The sequence below is a fragment of the Curtobacterium pusillum genome (assembly GCF_007680845.1).
Lineage (GTDB): Bacteria > Actinomycetota > Actinomycetes > Actinomycetales > Microbacteriaceae > Curtobacterium > Curtobacterium pusillum_B.
The window spans coordinates 271,016-290,818 of the sequence record NZ_VEIY01000002.1 but is presented as its reverse complement, the minus strand read 5'-3'; the positions used below and the strand labels follow the sequence as shown (position 1 = coordinate 290,818).

The following is a 19,803-nucleotide window of genomic DNA, read 5'->3' as shown; positions in this document are numbered from 1 at the left end:
GATAGGCGGCGTGTCGGGGCTGTCCGGCGCGCAGGGGACAGTCTGGGGAGGAACCGGTCCGTGAGCACGCCAGCGTCGAACGGCCCGACCCCGACGATCCCGCCGGTGCCGTCCGCCCCCGCACCCGTGCCGTCAGCGCCCTCGCCGGAGCACGCAGGTGCCGCCGGGGCCGAGCGCGTCCGGCTCGGTTGGACTCCCGGCCAACCCGCCCTCTACGAGCAGTGGGGCGTCCCCGCGACCACGCCGAAGCGCGCGATGGGGGCGGACATCGGCGTCCTCCCGGAACTCGAGCGCACCGAGACCACCCGTCGCCCGCTGTGGAAGCACCCCGCGTTCCTGGTGTCCGCAGCGCTGGCGCTCGTGGCGGTCGCCGTCGCCACCGTCATGGTCGTCCGGGCCGTCACCGCGGAGGGCCCGCCGACGCCGACGGACCTCGCGGTCCAGGCCGGCAGCGGCAACGTCCGCCTGTCGTGGAGCGGCCCCGACGTCGCCTGGTCGGTGTTCGTCGTCGAGGACGGCGCGAAGCCCGTCGACGTCACCCGGCAGGTCCGTGGCACCGAACTCTGGCTGCCCGCGTCCGGTGGCTCCTACGACGACGACTCGTGCTTCGTCGTCCGTGCGACCGCGGCGAACCAGGGCAAGGCCGTGCCGACGGACGCCGGAGAGCGCGACGCGCAGGGCGCGGAGCAGGTCTGCCTGGGCGATGCGGGCTGACCGCCGCACCGCGCTCGTCGGCGTGGTCGTCGGGGTCCTCGTCCTGACGGGCTGCTCGAGCACGGACCCGGGCGACATCGCGGTCACGCCCACCGCCACCGGCTTCGGCACCGAGGTGCCGGTCGACGGTTCCCGGAACGGCATCGAGACCGTCGACGGGGCGACCGCGCTCCGCGACGTGCTCGCCGCGATGCGCGCGGAGCCGTTCACCGCGACCGGCACCGTCACCGAGCTCGTCCCGGACCCGCACGCCGAGCGCGGCTCGGACGACACCGTGCCGGGGCGGACCGTGCGCTTCGACTACCGCGGGACGCCGACCGACTCGGCGCTCCGGCTCAGCGTGGGGTCGGTGACCCTGGACGCCCGGCGGCGCGGCGACGACGTGTGGGTGACCGGCAACCAGGCGTTCGCCGAGCGGAGCGGACTCGACCGTGCGGCTTCCGGGCGGGTGTGCGTCCCGGCGGGGTCGGCCGCCCTCCGGACCTTCGACCCGTTCACCACGCCGGAGGACCTGCTGCAGGACCTGCTCGGCTCGGGGGCGTCGGTGACCCTGCACCCCGGGGCGGTCAGCGGAACGGGCAAGGACGCCCGCGCGCAGGTCGTGCTCGCGGACGGGTCCTCGCCGGTGGGGGCGCTCGTGGTGTCGGCCGTCGGGCAGCCCGTGCCGTACTCGCTCGAAGCGGCGGACACGACGGGCACCGTCACGATGACGTTCCGCTCGTGGGGGACCGACCCGGACCTGCCCGACCCGGACCACGTCGTCCAGGACTGCTGACCCGGACCGCTGCGGTGCTGGCTCAGACCGCAGCGCGGCGCGCGCGGTGCGCCCGGACCTTCGCCCGGTTCCCGCAGCGCTGCATCGAGCACCAGCGTCGGGTGCCACCGCGCGAGGAGTCGTAGAAGACGAGCCCGCAGTCCTCGGCCGAGCAGCGGCTCAGCCGGGTCGGCTGGCCGTCCGCGGCGACGTCGTCGAAGCCGACCTCCGTGAACAGCGCGACCGCGTCGCGCGCGACGCTCGAGAGCGCCTGGGCGAGCCGCACCCGGTTCGCTCCGGCCCGGCGTCGTCCACCCGGGAGGCTCGGGGGCACGTCCGGCAGGGCGGCGAACAGGTTGACGGTGTCGATGTCGTCGGGCGCGGGGCGCGTGCGGCCGGTCCCGGCGCGGAGGCCCGCCGCCACCGCGGTGCGCTCCGCTGCGGTCGACGCGGGAGCGGGAGCGGCTGCCACCGCGAGCCGGGCGATCGCCGCGCGGAGCGCTCGGGCGTCCTGCAGTTCGCGCGCGGCCGCGCCGACGTCGATCGGCTCGGTGTGGTCGCTGAGCCACTCGTCGAGGTCGGCCGGCGTCACGAGGAGCTCGCCGAGCTGTGCGCGCGGACGTCGTCCGTCGGGGTCGTCGGCGAACCCACCGGTGTGCGCGAAGTCGAGGGCGATCCGTCCGGCGTCGAAGAACCAGGTGGAACCGGTGTCCGTGCGGATGTGCTGCCCCGTGTGCATCCGCCCAGGCTAACGGGTTACCGGCGCGCCTCCGAGCGCGAGCGGCATCATGCGGTAGCCCGGCGCTCCTCGGCGGGACGGCGGTTCCAGGTGATGACGTTCCGCGCGTCGAACCGACGGGAGCACATCGCGCAGGCGAGCAGCCGCGTCGGCGTGCGGTAGCGGAAGTGCTCGTGACCAGCGGGGCACGTCCCCACCCACGGCGCGAGCTCGCTCGCCACCGGGCCGTCGTACAGGCGCGAGCCCGTGTACCCGATGGCCGCTGCCGTGCGGCGCCAGGTCGGACCGTGGCCCGCTCGGGAACCGGCCAGCGCGTGCGCGATCTCGTGGAGGAGCACCTGGTCGACGTCGTCGTCGGAGAACCGCACGGCGAGGTGCCGGCTCACGGTGATCCGGTGCCGGGCGAAGTCGCACTGCCCTGCCCGGGTCTTGGCGTGGTCGAACGCGAACGACCACGACCCGTCGCCGAGGTGCACCGCCATCAGCTGCGCGGCGCGGGAGCGGACCCGTTCGAGTGGGGTCACCGGTCGGCGTCGGGGTCGTCGTCCCGCCCGGCCTGGCCCTTCTGCGCGGCCTTGGCGGCGATGCGTCCCCAGAGCTCGTCGGCTTCGGTGCGGGCGGCGTCCGGCGCACCGAGCACCCGGCGACGGATCGGCGGCACCTGCTTCACCGGTTCGGCGACGCGGGTCTTCGGTTCGTCCTCGTCCGCGCGGCGGGCGGCGATGTCCCGCGCGGTCCGCGGTCGGTCCTCGGCCTTCGGCTGCGCGACGCTCGCGCGGAGGGCGGCCTCGACCGCGGTGCGCAGCGCCTCGGTCCGCTCCGACGGGGCTCCCGCCTGGCGGAACGCCTGGTAGGCGCGGGAGAGGGCAGCGCGGGCTTCGTCGAACCGGGAGAGCTCGAACAGCGACCACCCCTCGAGCTCGGCGGCGGCACCCTCGAGCTCCGGCCAGTCCTCGGTCCGGGCGGTGTCCCGGGCGAGGGCGGACTCGGTGGCGGCACGCTCGTACCGGCCCAGGTCGTGCAGCACGTGCGCACGGCGGATCCGGGCGGAGACCTTGTCCGAGCGCTCGCCGGTGAACATCGTCAACCGGAACACCTCTTCGGCGATCACGAGCGACTCGTCGAGCCGCCCGAGCAGGCGGAGGAGTTCGGCGCGTTCGGCGAGCGCCTCGGTGCTGCGGCTCTGCCCGAGGTCACGGAGGCGCTGCTGGATCGCGTCCACGTCGACGGCGGGGCGCAGGCTGATGGGCGCGAAGGTGCTCCCGGGGCTCACACCGGCCGTCACGGGCGCGGCATGGCGAGGTTCCCGGGCACGGTCGGTGCGGTCGGGCTGCTGGCGGTCGTCGGGCGGGAGGGACATCGGTTCGAGCGTAACCTCGCGGCCCCGAGAGCGAGCGGTGCCACGCGCACGGGCGCCGGGTCGGTGGGTCGGCTGCTCAGCGCGTCAGGGGGTGATGCCCGAGTTCGCCATGGCACCGGCCAGGGCGACGAAGGTGGTGATGAAGAACGCGATGATCGCGACGACGGCGAGGACGATCGCCCACACGCCCCAGGCCCGACCGCGCTTCGTCACCGCGGCGACGATGCCCTGCACGACCGCCCACAGCCCGAGCGCCGTGCCGAGGTAGAACAGCAGCGACGCGCTGATCGCGCCGGGGGAGGTCATCAGCTCCTGGATCGCGGCGTCGCTCGGCGTGGCGGACCCGTTGCTCTGCGTGGCTTCGCGCAGCGCCTGCGAGTCGCCGAACGCGGCACCGATGAGGACGCCGGCGATGACCGCGACGACGAGGGCGGCCAGGCCGACCACGAAGGCGATGACCCCGACGGTCTTCTTCTTGGCCTTGGGCTCCCGGTAGCCCTGCCACGACGGGGCACCGGCGCTCGCCGGAGCCGCCGCGTACGGCTGCTGCGCCTGGTGCTGGTCGCCCCAGGTCGGCGCACCCTGCTGCGGGGCGTGCTCGCCGTACTGCGGGGCGTGCTCGCCGTACTGCGGTGCCCGCTCGCCGAAGCGCGGCTCGTCGGTCCGGTCGTCGTTCGTCATCAGGGGGTCCCCTCGCTCGGTCGCGCACCTGCGCGCTCGTTCAGGCCCATCCTGGCAGGCCGGGCTGCACGGCGCGTCTCAGCCGCCGAACACGCTCCGGTTCGGTTCCGGCGACGCCACCGCGGTCTGGTCGGTGACGATCGGTGCTCCGGCGACGAAGGCCCGGAGCTCGGCCCCGTGCACGACCTTCGCCGGCATCGGGTCCGAGGAGTACCGGCGCGGCATCTCCGCCACGGGCAGCTCCGTCGGCGAACCGAGCAGCACGATGTTCCCGAACCGCCGGCCCTTGAGCATCCCGGTGTCTGCGACCGCCGCCACCGACGGAAGGACGGCCTGGAGCGTCGAGGCCTGCCCCCTCGCGAACGCCAGCCCCGCGCCGTCCGCCACGTTCACGGCGACGATGCCGGTCGGCGAGAGGAACGACGCCACGGACCGGTAGAACTCGATGCTCGTGACGTGCGCCGGGATCTGCGAGCCGCCGAAGACGTCGACGACGGCGAGGTCGACAGTGCCGCGGAGTCCGGCCGGCAGCTTCTCGAGCACCTCGCGGGCGTCGCCGTACCGCACCCGGATCGACGCGCCCCGCGGGAACGGCAGGGCTTCGCGCACGTGGTCGACGAGGTCCCGCTCGAGTTCGACCACCTGCTGGCGCGACCCCGGCCGCGTCACCGCGACGTACCGGGGGAGCGTGAGTGCGCCGGCGCCGAGGTGCAGCGCCGTGATCGGCCCCTCCGGCAGCAGATCGATGGCGTGGCCGATCCGCCGGATGTACTCGAAGGCCAGGTGCGTCGGGTCGTCGAGGTCGACGTGCGACTGCGGGGTCCCGTCGACCACGAGCGTGAACGACCCCGGGCGGTGCCGGTCCGGCTCGACGACCGCGTACCCCGCACCGATCCGGAACCCGTCGAACGCATCAGCCATGACCCCCATGGAACACCACCCGGACCCCCACCCCTGGTTGGTGTGCCCGACGGCGCCCGCGAACGAGGCTGGTGTCACCGGTCGGGAACACCCGCCGGACACCGTCGGAAGGTCTCCACCATGTCGGTCCAGCTCGCCGCGAACATCCTCATCGGGATCGCACTCGTCGCGTTCCTCGCCTACCGCCAGGCGACCTGGCAGTACCTCGACCCGGCGCGCATCTGGCGCACCCCGCTCGTCATGGGGATCGTCGGCGTGGTCGTCCTCGCCCAGACGAAGGCCGCGATCACCAGCGCCGACATCGTGTTCCTCGGCATCGAGGCGCTCATCACCATCGGCGTCGGCCTCACCATGGGCAGCATCACCCGCTTCCGCTCCGCCGCGACCCCGGACAGCAAGGGCCGTACGATGCAGTCCCGCACCGGAGCGCTCGGCGCCGTGCTGTGGATCGTGCTCATCGCGGTCCGCGTCGGCCTGGACGTGGTCGGCGGACACTTCGGCGCCCACCTGCTCACGTCGACCGGCACGATCCTGCTCGTCCTCGCCCTGAACCGTGCCGCACGCGCCGTCGTCATCGACCAGCGCATCCCCCGCGGCGACCGACAGACCCGCGGCATGATGGTCCGGTGACCCTGCTGACCGGCCAGGACCCGACCGACCTCTCCGGAGACCGGTCGCGTTCGGGTGTCGCGTGGAGCCTCAACGCCCTCGGCATCGCGATCGTCGCGTTCTGGTTCGTCAAGAACGGCATCGAGCTCGGCCTCCCGCCCTGGGTCTGGGTGCTCGGCGGGGTGGCGCTCGCGGGGTGGGCGCTCCGCGAGTTCGGCCGCTCGACGCGGGTCCTCGTCGTCGCCGCCGTCGTCATGATCACCGCCGGCGCCCTGACGGTGGTGCCGACCGACGCCCTGATGATCGTTCCGCTGATCGTCGGCATCGTGCTGGTGGGTGCGAACCTGCGGCTCCCGGTCTGGGCCTCGGCCGTCGCGGCGCTCGCCGCCATCGTGGTCATCGCGGTCTCCGCCTCGGTCGAGGGGGCACCGGTCGAGTTCGTCCTCGGCACGGGCGGCGGCGTGCTGCTCGGTGTCCTCATCGGGTTCAGTCGTCGGCAGTTCCGGGTCGCCGCGGAGCGTGCGCGGGAGACCGAACGCGAGCAGGAGCGCGCCCGGCTCCTCGCCGACCGGTCCCGTGCGGCGCGGGACATCCACGACGTCCTGGCGCACTCGCTCGGCGGTCTGGTCCTGCAGCTCGACGCCGTGGAGGCGCTGCTCGAGGCCGGTCGGGTCGAGGACGCCCGGAAGCGTGCCGGCGATGCCCGTGCACTGGCGGCCGACGGTCTCGCCGAGGCGCGACGTGCGGTGCACGCCCTGCGCGACGACCCGGAACCGGAGCCGGAACCGGAACCGGAGCCGGAGGCGGAACCGGGACCGGAGGCGGCGGCGAGCCGACCGGCGGAGCCGAGCCGCGCCTCCCGTCCGACGACCGCACCGGGGGCGGGCCTGGCGGCCCTCGTGGACGCGCACCGGTCCTTCGGCGGCGAGATCGTCACGCAGGGCGACACCGCGCTCACCGACCTCGATGCGGCCCACCGCGCCGCCGTGGTCCAGGTGGTCCGGGAGGCGCTGAGCAACGCGCGCAGGCACGCTCCGGGCCGCCCCGTGTCCCTGTCCGTCATCCGGGACGGCGACGCCGTGGACGTCATCGTGGCGAACCCGCTGTCCGGCGGCGGACACGGCCTGCTCGGCATGCGCGAACGTCTCGACGAGCTCGGGAGCGGTGCGACGGTCGAGGCGGAGCGGTCCGACGACGAGTTCGTCGTGGCGCTGCACCTGCCGGTCGACCGTGTCGTCGAGGAGGACCGGTCGTGACCATCCGCGTGCTGGTGGTCGACGACCAGGCCATCGTCCGCGACGGCCTGGTGACCGTGCTGTCCCTCGTGCCGGACCTCGAGGTCGTGGGCGAGGCCTCGGACGGCGCCGAGGCCGTCGCCGCCGTCGACCGGGACGCGCCGGACGTCGTGCTGATGGACCTCCGGATGCCCGGTGTCGACGGACCGACCGCGACCGCGCGCATCACGGCCGCGCACCCGGAGGTCGCCGTCCTGGTGCTCACGACGTACGCCGACGACGCGTCGATCGTCGGCGCGCTCCGGGCCGGCGCGCGCGGGTACCTGACCAAGGACGCCGGTCGGACCGAGATCGCCACCGCGATCCGGGCCGTCGCGTCGGGGCAGTCCACCTTCGACGCCTCGGTCGGCGCGCGGCTCGTGGCGCAGCTCGCCGGTGGTCCCGCCGTGACGGAGACCGGTGCTGCGCCCGCTCCTGTCGCTCCGGAGGCGCTGCGGACGCGCTTCCCGGACCTCACCCCGCGCGAGGCCGACGTGCTCGAGCGGATCGCCGCGGGCCGGTCGAACCCGGAGATCGCCGCCGAGCTGTTCCTCACGGTGCCGACGGTGAAGTCCTACGTGAACCAGGTGTTCGCGAAGCTGGGCGTCCGGACCCGGGCGGAGGCCGTCGCTCGCGTGCTGCGCTGATCGTCCCCGCTGATCGTCTGTGCTGATGAATGCGTACACATGTACAGCCAGCTGACACCAAGGGTCGTCGCCTAGCGTTCACCGGGTCGTCACCTCGGTGCGTCGAACCGCGCGGTACCCCCACCATGCGGTTCCGCACCGGCTCGTGACCGCGACGTGTCCGTCCGGCAACCCCCACTGCCCCTCGTGTGCGCGTCGCCGGCGTGCGCCCGGCCTCCCCGTCTCCCGCACGCCGCCCGGCCTCGCCGTGCGCGCGACCATTGAAGACATCGCGTGTGCAATGTAATATGTGAGCACCGCCACCCGGACCACGAATCCGCGAGGAGCAAGCCGTCATGTCCGACACCATGAGCGTCCCGATCAACCGCCTCTCCACCGCGAGCCGCCCCGCGGTCGTCCGCCGCGCCTCCCGACCGGTCCACGCACCCGCGCGCGTCGACGGCGACTCCGCGCCCACCTGGATGCGGTCGATCGGCGCGGTCTTGCTCGTCGGCGGCCTCGCGCTCACCGCGGCGGTCCTCGACTGGCCGGGGGAGGCGCCGGAGGCGGCGCTCCTCGTGCCGGCGCTCGTCGGCGTGGTCGCCGGGTTCCTGCTCCTCGTCGCCCGGTCCGCCGTCACCGTGACGGACACGCACGTCGTCCTGCACTTCCGGCCGCTGCCAGCACGACGGATCGCCCGTCGGCGCATCGCCGAGGTGCGACTCATCGACGCGGACGCGTCCACCTACGGCGGGATCGGCCTCCGGCTCGGTCGGGGCGTGCGGGCGCTCATCCTCACGCCGGGCCCCGGCGTCGAGTTCACCGACGACCGCGGGCGCGTCACCTTCGTGCGCACCGGGCACCCGGAGACGGTGTTCCGGGCCCTCCGCTGACGGGAATACCGACCTCGTCCACGGGCTTATACACGTCACTGCCGAATTCGGTCAAGCCAGGACTGGACATCCGTGACGAGCCCGACCTATGATGGCAGTTCGCGCTCCCTGGCACCCGTGTCGTCATATTGCGGTCGACGCAACGTTCTTCTCGAACGAGCCCTGGTGGTGCCGGTCCCGTATATGTCGGCGGGTCCCGCTCACCCCGATCATCGCACACGTGCACAGCTCACCCGCCGTCACGTGATCGCGTGTCTTCGAGGGTGCGCCGAAGCGTCAATCCACTCACCTACGTGCTGCTCGTCAGTACCGGCCCGACGGGGCCTACCGGAGGTCACACCCTTGGCTGCTGCGCCCAACGCATCCACCAACCCCAAGAACGGTCGCAACCACTCGCGACTCTCGTTCGCCAAGATCACGGACACCCTCACGGTTCCCGATCTGCTCGCGCTCCAGACGGAGAGCTTCGACTGGCTCGTCGGCAACGACGTCTGGAAGGCCCGCCTGGCCGAAGGGCAGGAGCAGGGTCGCACCGACCTCGCGCTGCACTCCGGGCTCGAGGAGATCTTCGAGGAGATCTCCCCGATCGAGGACCTCGGCGAGACCATGCAGCTCGGCTTCACGTCGCCCGAGCTCGAGGACCCGAAGTACTCGATCGACGAGTGCAAGGAGCGTGGCAAGACCTACGCCGCCCCGCTCTACGTCAACGCCGAGTTCATGAACCACATGACCGGTGAGATCAAGACGCAGACCGTGTTCATGGGCGACTTCCCGCTCATGACCGAGCGCGGCACGTTCATCATCAACGGCACCGAGCGTGTCGTCGTCTCGCAGCTCGTCCGCTCGCCGGGCGTGTACTTCGAGCGCCAGCAGGAGAAGACGTCCGACAAGGACATCTACTCCGCTCGCGTGATCCCGTCGCGCGGTGCCTGGCTCGAGTTCGAGATCGACAAGCGCGACCAGGTGGGCGTGCGCATCGACCGCAAGCGCAAGCAGTCCGTGACGGTCTTCCTCAAGGCGCTCGGCATGACGAGCGAGGAGATCCTCGAGGAGTTCCAGGGCTTCGCCTCGATCGAGTCGACCCTCGAGAAGGACGCCATCCTCACCAAGGAAGAGGCGCTCAAGGACATCTACCGCAAGCTGCGTCCGGGCGAGCAGGTCGCCGCCGAGGCCGCGCGTGCGCTCCTCGACAACTTCTACTTCAACCCGAAGCGCTACGACCTCGCCAAGGTCGGTCGCTACAAGGTCAACCGCAAGCTCGGCATCGACGCGCCGCTCAGCGACTCGGTCCTGACCGTGCAGGACATCGTCCGCACGATCAAGTACCTGGTCTCCCTGCACGCCGAGAACACGACGCTCAACGGCGTCCGTGACGGCGAGCCGGTGCAGCTGCGCCTCGACGTGGACGACATCGACCACTTCGGCAACCGTCGCATCCGCGCCGTCGGCGAGCTCATCCAGAACCAGGTCCGCACGGGCCTGTCCCGCATGGAGCGCGTCGTCCGCGAGCGCATGACCACGCAGGACATCGAGGCGATCACGCCCCAGACGCTCATCAACGTGCGTCCGGTCGTCGCTGCGATCAAGGAGTTCTTCGGAACCAGCCAGCTGTCGCAGTTCATGGACCAGAACAACCCGCTCGCGGGCCTGACGCACAAGCGGCGTCTCTCGGCCCTCGGCCCGGGTGGTCTGTCCCGTGAGCGCGCCGGCGTCGAGGTCCGTGACGTCCACCCGTCGCACTACGGCCGCATGTGCCCGATCGAGACCCCGGAAGGCCCGAACATCGGCCTGATCGGTTCGCTCGCGTCGTTCGGTCGGATCAACTCCTTCGGCTTCATCGAGACGCCGTACCGCCGCGTCGTGAACGGTCAGGTCACCACGACCATCGACTACCTCACGGCCTCGGAAGAGGACGACTTCGTCGTCGCGCAGGCGAACGCCCCGCTCACCGACTCCTTCCACTTCCAGGACGACAAGGTGCTCGTCCGGAAGAAGGGCGGCGAGGTCGAGCTCGTCGGCAAGGACGAGGTCGACTACATGGACGTCTCCCCGCGCCAGATGGTGTCGGTCGCGACGTCGCTCATCCCGTTCCTCGAGCACGACGACGCGAACCGCGCCCTCATGGGTGCGAACATGCAGCGCCAGGCCGTGCCGCTCCTCCGCTCCGAGTCGCCGCTCGTCGGTACCGGCATGGAGGGCTACACCGCCATCGACGCCGGTGACGTCGTCACCGCCGACAAGGCGGGTGTCGTCTCCGAGGTCTCGGCCGACGCCGTGACCCTGCAGCTCGACGAGGGCGGGACGCAGACCTACTACCTGCGCAAGTTCGACCGCTCGAACCAGGGCACGAGCTACAACCACCGCGTGGTCGTCTCGGCCGGCGAGCGCGTGGAGCAGGGCGAGGTCATCGCCGACGGCCCCGCGACGGAGAACGGCGAGCTCGCGCTCGGCAAGAACCTCCTCGTCGCGTTCATGCCGTGGGAGGGCTACAACTACGAGGACGCGATGATCCTGTCGCAGAACCTCGTGAAGGACGACACGCTCTCCTCGATCCACATCGAGGAGTACGAGGTCGACGCCCGCGACACGAAGCTCGGCAAGGAAGAGATCACCCGCGACCTCCCGAACGTCAGCCCGGACCTCCTGGCCGACCTCGACGAGCGCGGCATCATCCGGATCGGTGCCGAGGTCCGCCCCGGCGACATCCTGGTCGGCAAGGTCACGCCGAAGGGCGAGACCGAGCTCAGCGCCGAAGAGCGCCTCCTCCGCGCCATCTTCAACGAGAAGTCGCGCGAAGTCCGCGACACCTCGCTCAAGGTGCCCCACGGTGAAGAGGGCACGATCATCGGCGTCAAGGTGTTCGACTCGCAGGACGGCGACGACGAGCTCGGCTCTGGTGTCAACCAGCGCGTGGTCGTCTACATCGCCCAGAAGCGCAAGATCACCGCGGGTGACAAGCTCGCCGGTCGTCACGGCAACAAGGGCGTCATCTCGACGATCCTGCCGGTCGAGGACATGCCGTTCCTCGCGGACGGCACCCCGGTCGACATCGTGCTCAACCCGCTCGGCGTCCCCGGTCGCATGAACTTCGGCCAGGTCCTCGAGATCCACCTCGGCTGGCTCGCGAAGCAGGGCTGGAACGTCGACGGCATCCAGGAGTGGGCATCGGCCCTCCCCGAGGCAGCGCACAGCGCCGCTCCGGGCACGAAGGTCGCGACCCCGGTGTTCGACGGTGCGTACGAGCGCGAGATCGAGGGCCTCCTCGACTCCACGCTCCCGAACCGCGACGGCGAGCGCCTGATCGGTTCGTCCGGCAAGGCACAGCTCTTCGACGGCCGCTCCGGCGAGCCGTTCCCGGAGCCCGTCTCGGTCGGCTACATGTACATCCTCAAGCTGCACCACCTGGTCGACGACAAGATCCACGCCCGTTCGACCGGTCCGTACTCGATGATCACGCAGCAGCCGCTGGGTGGGAAGGCGCAGTTCGGTGGCCAGCGCTTCGGTGAGATGGAGGTCTGGGCGCTCGAGGCGTACGGCGCCGCCTACGCCCTCCAGGAGCTCCTGACGATCAAGTCCGACGACATCCTCGGCCGCGTGAAGGTCTACGAGGCGATCGTCAAGGGCGAGAACATCCAGGAGCCGGGCATCCCGGAGTCGTTCAAGGTCCTCATGAAGGAGATGCAGTCGCTCTGCCTGAACGTCGAGGTCCTCTCGGCCGACGGCCAGGCGGTCAGCCTCCGCGACACGGACGACGAGGTCTTCCGTGCCGCTGAAGAGCTCGGCATCAACATCTCCTCGCGGTTCGAGTCGTCGTCCGTCGACGACATCTGATCCCGCCCGTACTCGTAACGAACCCAGCTAGAGAGAAGAACATTGCTCGAAGCAACTTCATTTGACGCACTGCGGATCGGCCTCGCCACGGCCGAGGACATCCGCCAGTGGTCGTACGGCGAGGTCAAGAAGCCGGAGACCATCAACTACCGCACCCTGAAGCCCGAGAAGGACGGTCTGTTCGGCGAGCAGATCTTCGGTCCGTCCCGGGACTGGGAGTGCGCCTGCGGCAAGTACAAGCGTGTCCGGTTCAAGGGCATCGTCTGCGAGCGCTGCGGCGTCGAGGTCACCAAGTCCTCGGTCCGCCGTGAGCGCATGGGCCACATCGAGCTCGCCGCGCCCGTCACGCACATCTGGTACTTCAAGGGCGTCCCGTCGCGCCTCGGGTACCTCCTCGACATGGCGCCGAAGGACCTCGAGAAGGTCATCTACTTCGCGGCGTACATGATCATCGACATCGATGAAGAGGGCCGCCACGCGGACATGCCGGGTCTCGAGAACGAGATGCGCCTCGAGATCAAGACGCTCGAGGGTCAGCGCGACTCGATCATCGCCGACCGCCTCAAGAAGCTCGAGGACGACCTCGCAGCGCTCGAGGAAGAAGGCGCCAAGGCCGACGTCAAGCGCCGCACCAAGGACACCGCCGAGAAGGAGATGTCCCAGGTCCGCAAGTCGTTCGACGAGGACATCACCCGTCTCGAGCGCGTGTGGGAGGACTTCCGCAACCTCAAGGTGGGCGACCTCAAGCCCGAGGACGCCGTCTTCCACGAGCTCCAGGACCGCTTCGGGATCTACTTCGACGCCTACATGGGCGCCGAGGCGATCAAGCTGCGGCTCGAGGCGTTCGACCTGGCCGCCGAGGCCGAGGCGCTGCGCCTGCAGATCGCCGAGGGCAAGGGCCAGAAGAAGATCCGCGCGATCAAGCGTCTGCGCGTCGTCAGCTCCTTCCTCGCCACCGGCAACTCGCCGGCCGCGATGGTGCTCGGCGTCGTACCGGTCATCCCGCCGGAGCTCCGCCCGATGGTGCAGCTCGACGGTGGCCGCTTCGCCACGAGTGACCTCAACGACCTCTACCGTCGTGTGATCAACCGCAACAACCGTCTCCGCCGCCTGCTCGACCTCGGTGCCCCCGAGATCATCGTGAACAACGAGAAGCGCATGCTGCAGGAAGCGGTCGACGCGCTGTTCGACAACGGTCGTCGTGGTCGCCCGGTCACGGGTACCGGCAACCGTGCCCTCAAGTCCCTGAGCGACATGCTCAAGGGCAAGCAGGGTCGTTTCCGCCAGAACCTGCTCGGCAAGCGCGTCGACTACTCGGGCCGTTCGGTCATCATCGTCGGCCCGCAGCTGAAGCTGCACCAGTGCGGTCTGCCCAAGCAGATGGCGCTGGAGCTCTTCAAGCCGTTCGTCATCAAGCGCCTCATCGACCTGTCGCACGCGCAGAACATCAAGTCGGCCAAGCGCATGGTCGAGCGTTCGCGTCCGCAGGTGTGGGACGTGCTCGAGGAGATCATCCGCGAGCGCCCCGTGCTGCTGAACCGTGCGCCGACGCTGCACCGTCTGGGCATCCAGGCGTTCGAGCCGCAGCTCGTCGAGGGCAAGGCCATCCAGCTCCACCCGCTCGTCTGTGCTGCGTTCAACGCGGACTTCGACGGTGACCAGATGGCCGTGCACCTGCCGCTGTCGGTCGAGGCCCAGGCCGAGGCCCGCATCCTGATGCTCGCCTCGAACAACATCCTCAAGCCGTCCGACGGCCGTCCGGTGACCCTGCCCGCACAGGACATGATCATCGGTCTGCACCACCTCACGACCGTCCGCGAGGGCGCCGTGGGTGAGGGTCGTGCGTTCTCCTCCGTCGCCGAGGCCATCCTCGCGAAGGACCAGAACACGCTGCACCTCAATGCGCTGGTGAAGATCCGCATGACGGGTGTCCACTTCGCCGAGGGCGAAGCCCCCGAGGGCTACGAGGTCGGTCAGACGATCCTCCTCGAGACCACGCTGGGCCGTGCGCTCTTCAACGAGACCCTGCCGGCGGACTACCCGTTCGTCCAGCGGGTCACCGACAAGGGCACGCTCTCCGCGATCGTGAACGACCTCGCCGAGCGCTACTCCAAGACCGAGACGGCCGCTGCGCTGGACCGGATCAAGGACGCCGGTTTCTACTGGGGCACGCGCTCCGGTGTGACCGTCGCGCTCTCGGACGTCGTGACGCCTCCTCGCAAGAAGGAGATCATCGCGGGCTACGAGGTCCAGGCGGCCAAGGTCCAGGGCGAGTTCGACAAGGGTCTGATCACCGACGCGGAACGTCGCGCCGACCTGATCAAGATCTGGACCGAGGCCACGAACGAGATCGCGCAGGAGATGCGCGACAACTTCCCGGTCGACAACACCATCAACCGCATGGTGTCGTCGGGTGCTCGTGGTAACTGGCTGCAGGTCCGCAACATCGCCGGTATGCGTGGTCTGGTGAACAACCCGAAGGGCGAGATCATCGCCCGCCCGATCATCAACTCGTACCGCGAGGGCCTGACCGTGGCGGAGTACTTCATCGCCACCCACGGTGCTCGCAAGGGTCTTGCCGACACCGCGCTCCGGACCGCGGACTCCGGGTACCTCACCCGTCGTCTCGTGGACGTGTCGCAGGACGTCATCATCCGCGAGGACGACTGCGGGACCACCCGTGGCCTCGAGCTGCCGATCGCGACGGTCGGGGCGGACGGCAAGCTCGTCCGGGACCCGCGCGTCGAGAACACCGTGTACTCGCGCACCCTCGCGACCGAGGCCGTCGACGCCTCGGGCACCGTGGTCGCCGAGGCCGGCGAGGATGTCGGTGACGTCCTCATCGACAAGCTGCTCGCGGCCGGTGTCGAGAGCATCAAGGTGCGCTCGGTCCTCACCTGCGAGTCCGCCGTCGGTGTCTGCGCGAAGTGCTACGGCCGTTCGCTCGCCACGGGCAACCTCGTCGACATCGGCGAGGCGGTCGGCATCATCGCCGCCCAGTCCATCGGTGAGCCCGGTACCCAGCTGACGATGCGTACCTTCCACACGGGTGGTTCGGCCTCGGCCGACGACATCACCCAGGGTCTGCCGCGTGTCACCGAGCTGTTCGAGGCGCGGACCCCGAAGGGTGCGTCCCCGATCGCCGAGGCCCCCGGCCGCGTCACGATCGAGGACACCGACAAGGGGCGTCGCATCATCCTCACGCCGGACAACGGCGACGAGCCGTTCATCTACCCGGTGCTCAAGCGTGCGACCCTCCTCATCGAGGACGGCCAGCACGTCGAGCTCGGCGAGCAGTTCATCGCCGGCACCGTCGACCCGAAGGAAGTCCTCCGCGTCAAGGGTGTCCGTGAGGTCCAGAAGCACCTCGTCAACGGTGTGCAGGACGTGTACGGCTCGCAGGGCGTGCCGATCCACGACAAGCACATCGAGGTCATCGTGCGCCAGATGCTCCGCAAGGTCACCGTCGTCGACCACGGCGACACCGACCTGCTCCCCGGCGAGCTCGTCGACCGGTCGCGCTACAACGCGCTCAACCGTGCGGCACTGCAGGAGGGTCGCAAGACCGCTTCCGCTCGCCAGGAGGTCATGGGCATCACCAAGGCGTCCCTCGCGACCGAGTCGTGGCTGTCCGCCGCTTCCTTCCAGGAGACCACCCGCGTGCTCACGCAGGCGGCCATGGAAGGCAAGCAGGACCACCTCGTCGGCCTCAAGGAGAACGTCATCATCGGTAAGCTCATCCCCGCCGGGACGGGCCTCAGCCGCTACCGCGACGTGGACGTGAACGCGACGGAAGAAGCGAAGGCAGAGCGGTACCCCAACCGCATCTTCGCGGACGACTCGTCGTTCTCGGACGCCGACCTGAGCTTCGTCGACTTCGACAGCTTCTCGTCGGACGACTTCACGCCCGGGACGTACAACTGAGCCTGAGCTCCACCGGAACGGCCCCCGCATCCTCGGATGCGGGGGCCGTTCCCGTTGTGCGGGTCGCGTTCGCGACCGTCTGGCGGACGGGAGGCGCGGTGCGGGTGGGCAGCGTGCCTCCCGTCCCGTCAGGTGGGTGCGGAGCCGCAGTGCGGCTCAGACGGCGCGGCCCGCCCCGTTGCCGCGGCCGGAGCCGCGGCCGGTGTCGTCGACCAGGGAGAACAGGCTGAGGACGTTGCCGTCGGGGTCGCGGACGTCGAACCAGTCCACCGCGCCGTCGACGCACTCGACCGGCCCGATGTCGATGCCGAGCGCCCCGATCCGGGCGTGCTGCGCGGCGACGTCGTCGACGCCGAAGCGGACGCTCACGGGGTTGTCCTCGGCGGACTCGTCCTCGTAGAGCTGGATCCAGATCCCGCCGACCTCGTACTCGGCGACGCCGTCGTCGGGCTCGAGGTCCGGTTCGGTGCGTTCGAACACGGCGCCGTACCAGAGGCAGGACGCCTCGATGTCGCTGACGGGCAACCCGACGGTCACGCTCGTGATCTCCATGACTCATCATGTCCCGCAGTGCACGTCCGCGTCGAGCACTTTCGCCGGAGCAGGGCAGGCTTGGGGGATGGCGACGCTGCGCGAACGGATCACGGTCCCTGCCCACCTCGAACTCCCGGCCCCGACCGGCGGACTGACGTTCCGTGCGGGGACGCGGGGGGACCTCGACGCGGTGCACGCGGTCGCCGTCGCGGCCGCGGCGGTCGACGACCCGCACGCGCATCCTTCCACAGCCGACTTCGAGCGGACGTTCTCCACGGAAGGGCTCGACGTCGAGCGGGACGTCGTGGTGGGCGTCGATGCTGAGGGGCATGTGCAGGCCTACGGCATCGTCATCGACGTCCCCTCCCGGGTCACCGCTGCGCGCGTGGTGCTCGACGGGGCCGTGCACCCTGATCTCCGTGACCGCGGGATCGGGCGGCGAGTGCTGGTGTGGCAGATCGGACGTGGCCGACAGCGACTGGCGACGCTCGACGTCGACCTGCCCGCCACGATCGAGGTCGGTGCCCCGCAGGCTGCGGGTGCGCTCCGGCTGGCGGCGCGGTTCGGGTTCGAGCCGACCCGGAACTGGGTCGAGATGGAGGCGGTGTTCGGCGAGCACGATCGGTCGGACGTGCCGCCCCTGCCGGACGGGTTCGCCGCGCGGGCTGCGACTGCGGACGACATCGAGCCCCTCCGCGTCGCCAAGAACGACGCGTTCCGCGACCACTGGGGTTCGCAGCCGATGGTGGAGTCCGACTGGCGCGGCTTCCTCACGGCGTCGAAGAGTCGACTCGACCTCTCCCGCGTGGTGCTGGACGCCGACGGTGCGATCGCGGCGTTCGGGATCGTCGAGGTGGACCCGGACGGCTTCGCCGCGCGCGGCCGCTCGTACGGGTACGTGCATTGGATCGGCGTCGAGCGTGCCGCCCGCGGTCGTGGGCTCGCGCCGATCGTCACCGACGCCGTCCTCCAGGCGATCCGCGACGACGGCCTCTCCGCCGCCGTGCTCCACGTCGACGCCGAGAACCCGAGCGGTGCCGGCCGGATCTACGAGCGCCTCGGGTTCGTCGCCGGCGAGGTCCACGTCACCGCCTCCACACCCCTCTGACCAGGGCCGGGTCCCCCTGCACTGGGGCCACGCGACACCCCCTCGACCCCTCGTAGTGGGACTGCGGTGGCCGTTCTGCGCGGACGTAGCGTGGTCGGGCGTCGAACCCCTGCGGCGCTCGTCCCGACGACCCGCGCGCGACCCGAAGGAGGCTCTGCAGCACATGGCCACGCTGTCCGAGATCCTCATCCTCAACGGAGCCCTGCCGATCGAGCACCTCGACTCGATGACCGGCGACGAGGAGATCGACGACCGGTCGATCCGATCGCTCGTCGACCAGGGCCTCGTCAGCGAGGCCCAGTACATCACCGCGCGTGCCGCGTCGAACAACTCGAAGACGGTCCCGCTCACCGACTACCCCGTCGACGGCACCGCGGTGTCGATGCTGCCCGCGGCGCTCTGCCGTCGGCACGGGGTCCTCGGCGTCGGGTTCGAGGGCGAGACCCTCGTGCTCGCCATGGTGAACCCGACGAACGTGCTCGCGATCGACGACGCCCGCACCGCGTCCGGCCGCCCCGTGAAGCCCCTGCAGGTGGACGAGCGTGACCTCGCCGCCGCCCTCGACCGCTACCTCCGCGCCGACGACGAGTTGAACGACCTGACGTCGTCGCTCGAGGAAGAAGCATCGGCACAGGCGCAGCAGCAGGTCGACCTGACCGACGGTTCCCTCGACGACGTCCCGATCGTCCGGTTCGTCAACCTCCTCGTCTCGCAGGCGATCCAGGACCACGCGTCCGACATCCACATCGAGCCGGGGGAGCACGAGGTCCGGGTCCGGTACCGGATCGACGGTGTGCTGCACGAGATGGCCCCGGCGCCGAAGAACATCCAGAACGGCGTCATCAGCCGCCTGAAGATCATGAGCGACATCGACATCGCCGAGCGTCGGAAGCCGCAGGACGGCCGCATGTCGGTGCGCCACGGCGGCCGGCAGATCGACCTCCGCGTCGCGACGCTCCCCACCGTGTGGGGCGAGAAGGTCGTCATGCGGATCCTCGACAACACGAACACGTCGATGTCCCTCAAGGACCTCAACCTGCTCGAGCAGAACTTCCAGGCGTACCAGCGCTCCTACTCGAAGCCGTACGGCATGATCCTCGTCACCGGCCCGACGGGCTCCGGCAAGTCGACCACGCTGTACACGACGCTCAACGCCGTCGCGAAGCCCGAGATCAACGTCATCACCGTCGAGGACCCGGTCGAGTACCGGATGGCCGGCATCAACCAGGTGCAGGTCAACCCGAAGGCCGGCCTGACCTTCGCCTCCGCGCTGCGGTCGATCCTCCGGTCCGACCCTGACGTGGTGCTGCTCGGCGAGATCCGCGACCACGAGACCGCGCAGATCGCGATCGAAGCATCACTCACCGGCCACCTCGTGCTCTCGACCCTGCACACGAACGACGCTCCGTCGGCCGTGGTGCGCCTGACCGAGATGGACATCGAGCCGTTCCTGGTCGGCTCCGCGCTCGACTCCGTCGTCGCCCAGCGTCTCGCCCGCCGGCTCTGCGACCGCTGCAAGGCCCCCGCGGTGTACGAGCGGTCGCAACTGCTCGCGCTCGGCTTCATCGACGACGCGGACGCCGACATCCCGGAGTTCTCCGCCCCGATCGGCTGCGCGGTGTGCTCGAACACCGGGTACCGCGGTCGCATCGCCCTGCACGAGGTGATGACCGTCACCGAGGAGATCGAACGGCTCGCCGTCGCACGCGCGTCGAGTGCCGAGATCGGCCGCGTCGCCCAGGAACAAGGCATGCTCACCCTCCGTCAGGACGGGTGGGAGAAGGTCAAGCTCGGCATGACGAGCATCGACGAGATCCTGCGCGTGGTCGCGTAGG

The 19,803-nt window shown here is 70.5% G+C and carries 16 protein-coding genes; 10 read left to right on the top strand and 6 right to left on the bottom strand.

The features are described 5' to 3' along the window. The first annotated feature begins 60 nt into the window (after positions 1–60). Positions 61–714 carry a hypothetical protein gene (locus FS825_RS05760; RefSeq protein ID WP_144711514.1) on the top strand — a complete coding sequence of 218 codons (654 nt, stop codon included), beginning with the start codon at positions 61–63 and terminating at the stop codon, positions 712–714. Then, a complete protein-coding gene (locus FS825_RS05755) occupies positions 704–1,489 on the top strand; it encodes a hypothetical protein (RefSeq protein ID WP_144711513.1) in 786 nt (261 codons plus the stop codon). Before FS825_RS05760 ends, FS825_RS05755 begins: the two co-directional genes overlap by 11 nt. A 22-nt stretch (positions 1,490–1,511) precedes the next feature. On the opposite strand, the gene FS825_RS05750 is transcribed toward FS825_RS05755, so the two are convergent. The 5 genes from FS825_RS05750 to FS825_RS05730 form a co-directional block, all read right to left on the bottom strand. Then, the gene (locus FS825_RS05750) at positions 1,512–2,207 is read right to left on the bottom strand and encodes a CGNR zinc finger domain-containing protein (protein WP_144711512.1); all 696 of its coding nucleotides are present in this window, start codon (positions 2,205–2,207) and stop codon (positions 1,512–1,514) included. A 47-nt stretch (positions 2,208–2,254) separates the two neighbouring features. Next, complete coding sequence (locus tag FS825_RS05745) at positions 2,255–2,731, bottom strand: SprT-like domain-containing protein (RefSeq protein WP_144711511.1); 477 nt, start codon at positions 2,729–2,731, stop codon at positions 2,255–2,257. Beyond that, complete coding sequence (locus FS825_RS05740; RefSeq protein WP_144711510.1) at positions 2,728–3,567, bottom strand: hypothetical protein; 840 nt, start codon at positions 3,565–3,567, stop codon at positions 2,728–2,730. Before FS825_RS05740 ends, FS825_RS05745 begins: the two co-directional genes overlap by 4 nt. An 84-nt stretch (positions 3,568–3,651) precedes the next feature. Further along, on the bottom strand, positions 3,652–4,248 hold the full coding sequence (locus FS825_RS05735; RefSeq protein WP_144711509.1) for a DUF2127 domain-containing protein: 597 nt from the start codon (positions 4,246–4,248) through the stop codon (positions 3,652–3,654). 78 nt (positions 4,249–4,326) lie between these two features. Then, a complete protein-coding gene (locus FS825_RS05730; RefSeq protein ID WP_144711508.1) occupies positions 4,327–5,169 on the bottom strand; it encodes a spermidine synthase in 843 nt (280 codons plus the stop codon). A gap of 120 nt (positions 5,170–5,289) precedes the next feature. On the opposite strand from FS825_RS05730, the gene FS825_RS05725 reads away from it, so the two are divergent. The 6 genes from FS825_RS05725 to rpoC all read left to right on the top strand — a co-directional run bounded on the left by FS825_RS05725 (position 5,290) and on the right by rpoC (position 16,326). Beyond that, positions 5,290–5,799, top strand: a complete 510-nt coding sequence (locus tag FS825_RS05725; protein WP_144711507.1) for a hypothetical protein — start codon at positions 5,290–5,292, stop codon at positions 5,797–5,799. Continuing rightward, entirely contained in the window at positions 5,796–7,034 is a 1,239-nt protein-coding gene (locus FS825_RS18835) for a sensor histidine kinase (RefSeq protein WP_222126893.1), read from the top strand. The genes FS825_RS05725 and FS825_RS18835 overlap by 4 nt, the downstream gene beginning before the upstream one ends. Then, complete coding sequence (locus tag FS825_RS05715) at positions 7,031–7,699, top strand: response regulator transcription factor (RefSeq protein WP_144711506.1); 669 nt, start codon at positions 7,031–7,033, stop codon at positions 7,697–7,699. Before FS825_RS18835 ends, FS825_RS05715 begins: the two co-directional genes overlap by 4 nt. A gap of 335 nt (positions 7,700–8,034) precedes the next feature. Next, complete coding sequence (locus tag FS825_RS05710) at positions 8,035–8,571, top strand: hypothetical protein (RefSeq protein WP_144711505.1); 537 nt, start codon at positions 8,035–8,037, stop codon at positions 8,569–8,571. A gap of 342 nt (positions 8,572–8,913) precedes the next feature. Beyond that, the gene (rpoB, locus tag FS825_RS05705; RefSeq protein WP_144711504.1) at positions 8,914–12,402 is read left to right on the top strand and encodes a DNA-directed RNA polymerase subunit beta; all 3,489 of its coding nucleotides are present in this window, start codon (positions 8,914–8,916) and stop codon (positions 12,400–12,402) included. Between the two features lie 42 nt (positions 12,403–12,444). Next, a complete protein-coding gene (rpoC, locus tag FS825_RS05700; RefSeq protein ID WP_144711503.1) occupies positions 12,445–16,326 on the top strand; it encodes a DNA-directed RNA polymerase subunit beta' in 3,882 nt (1,293 codons plus the stop codon). A 156-nt stretch (positions 16,327–16,482) separates the two neighbouring features. Here rpoC and FS825_RS05695 read toward each other — a convergent pair whose 3' ends face one another. Continuing rightward, a complete protein-coding gene (locus FS825_RS05695; protein WP_144711502.1) occupies positions 16,483–16,878 on the bottom strand; it encodes a VOC family protein in 396 nt (131 codons plus the stop codon). Positions 16,879–16,945: 67 nt separating this feature from the next. Here FS825_RS05695 and FS825_RS05690 point away from each other — a divergent pair, with 67 nt between their 5' ends. After that, positions 16,946–17,968, top strand: coding sequence for a GNAT family N-acetyltransferase (locus tag FS825_RS05690; RefSeq protein ID WP_186377089.1), 1,023 nt, complete (start codon positions 16,946–16,948; stop codon positions 17,966–17,968). A 163-nt stretch (positions 17,969–18,131) separates the two neighbouring features. Further along, positions 18,132–19,802: a GspE/PulE family protein gene (locus tag FS825_RS05685; RefSeq protein WP_144711500.1), complete on the top strand. Its 1,671-nt coding sequence runs from the start codon at positions 18,132–18,134 to the stop codon at positions 19,800–19,802. Position 19,803: the final 1 nt, after the last annotated feature.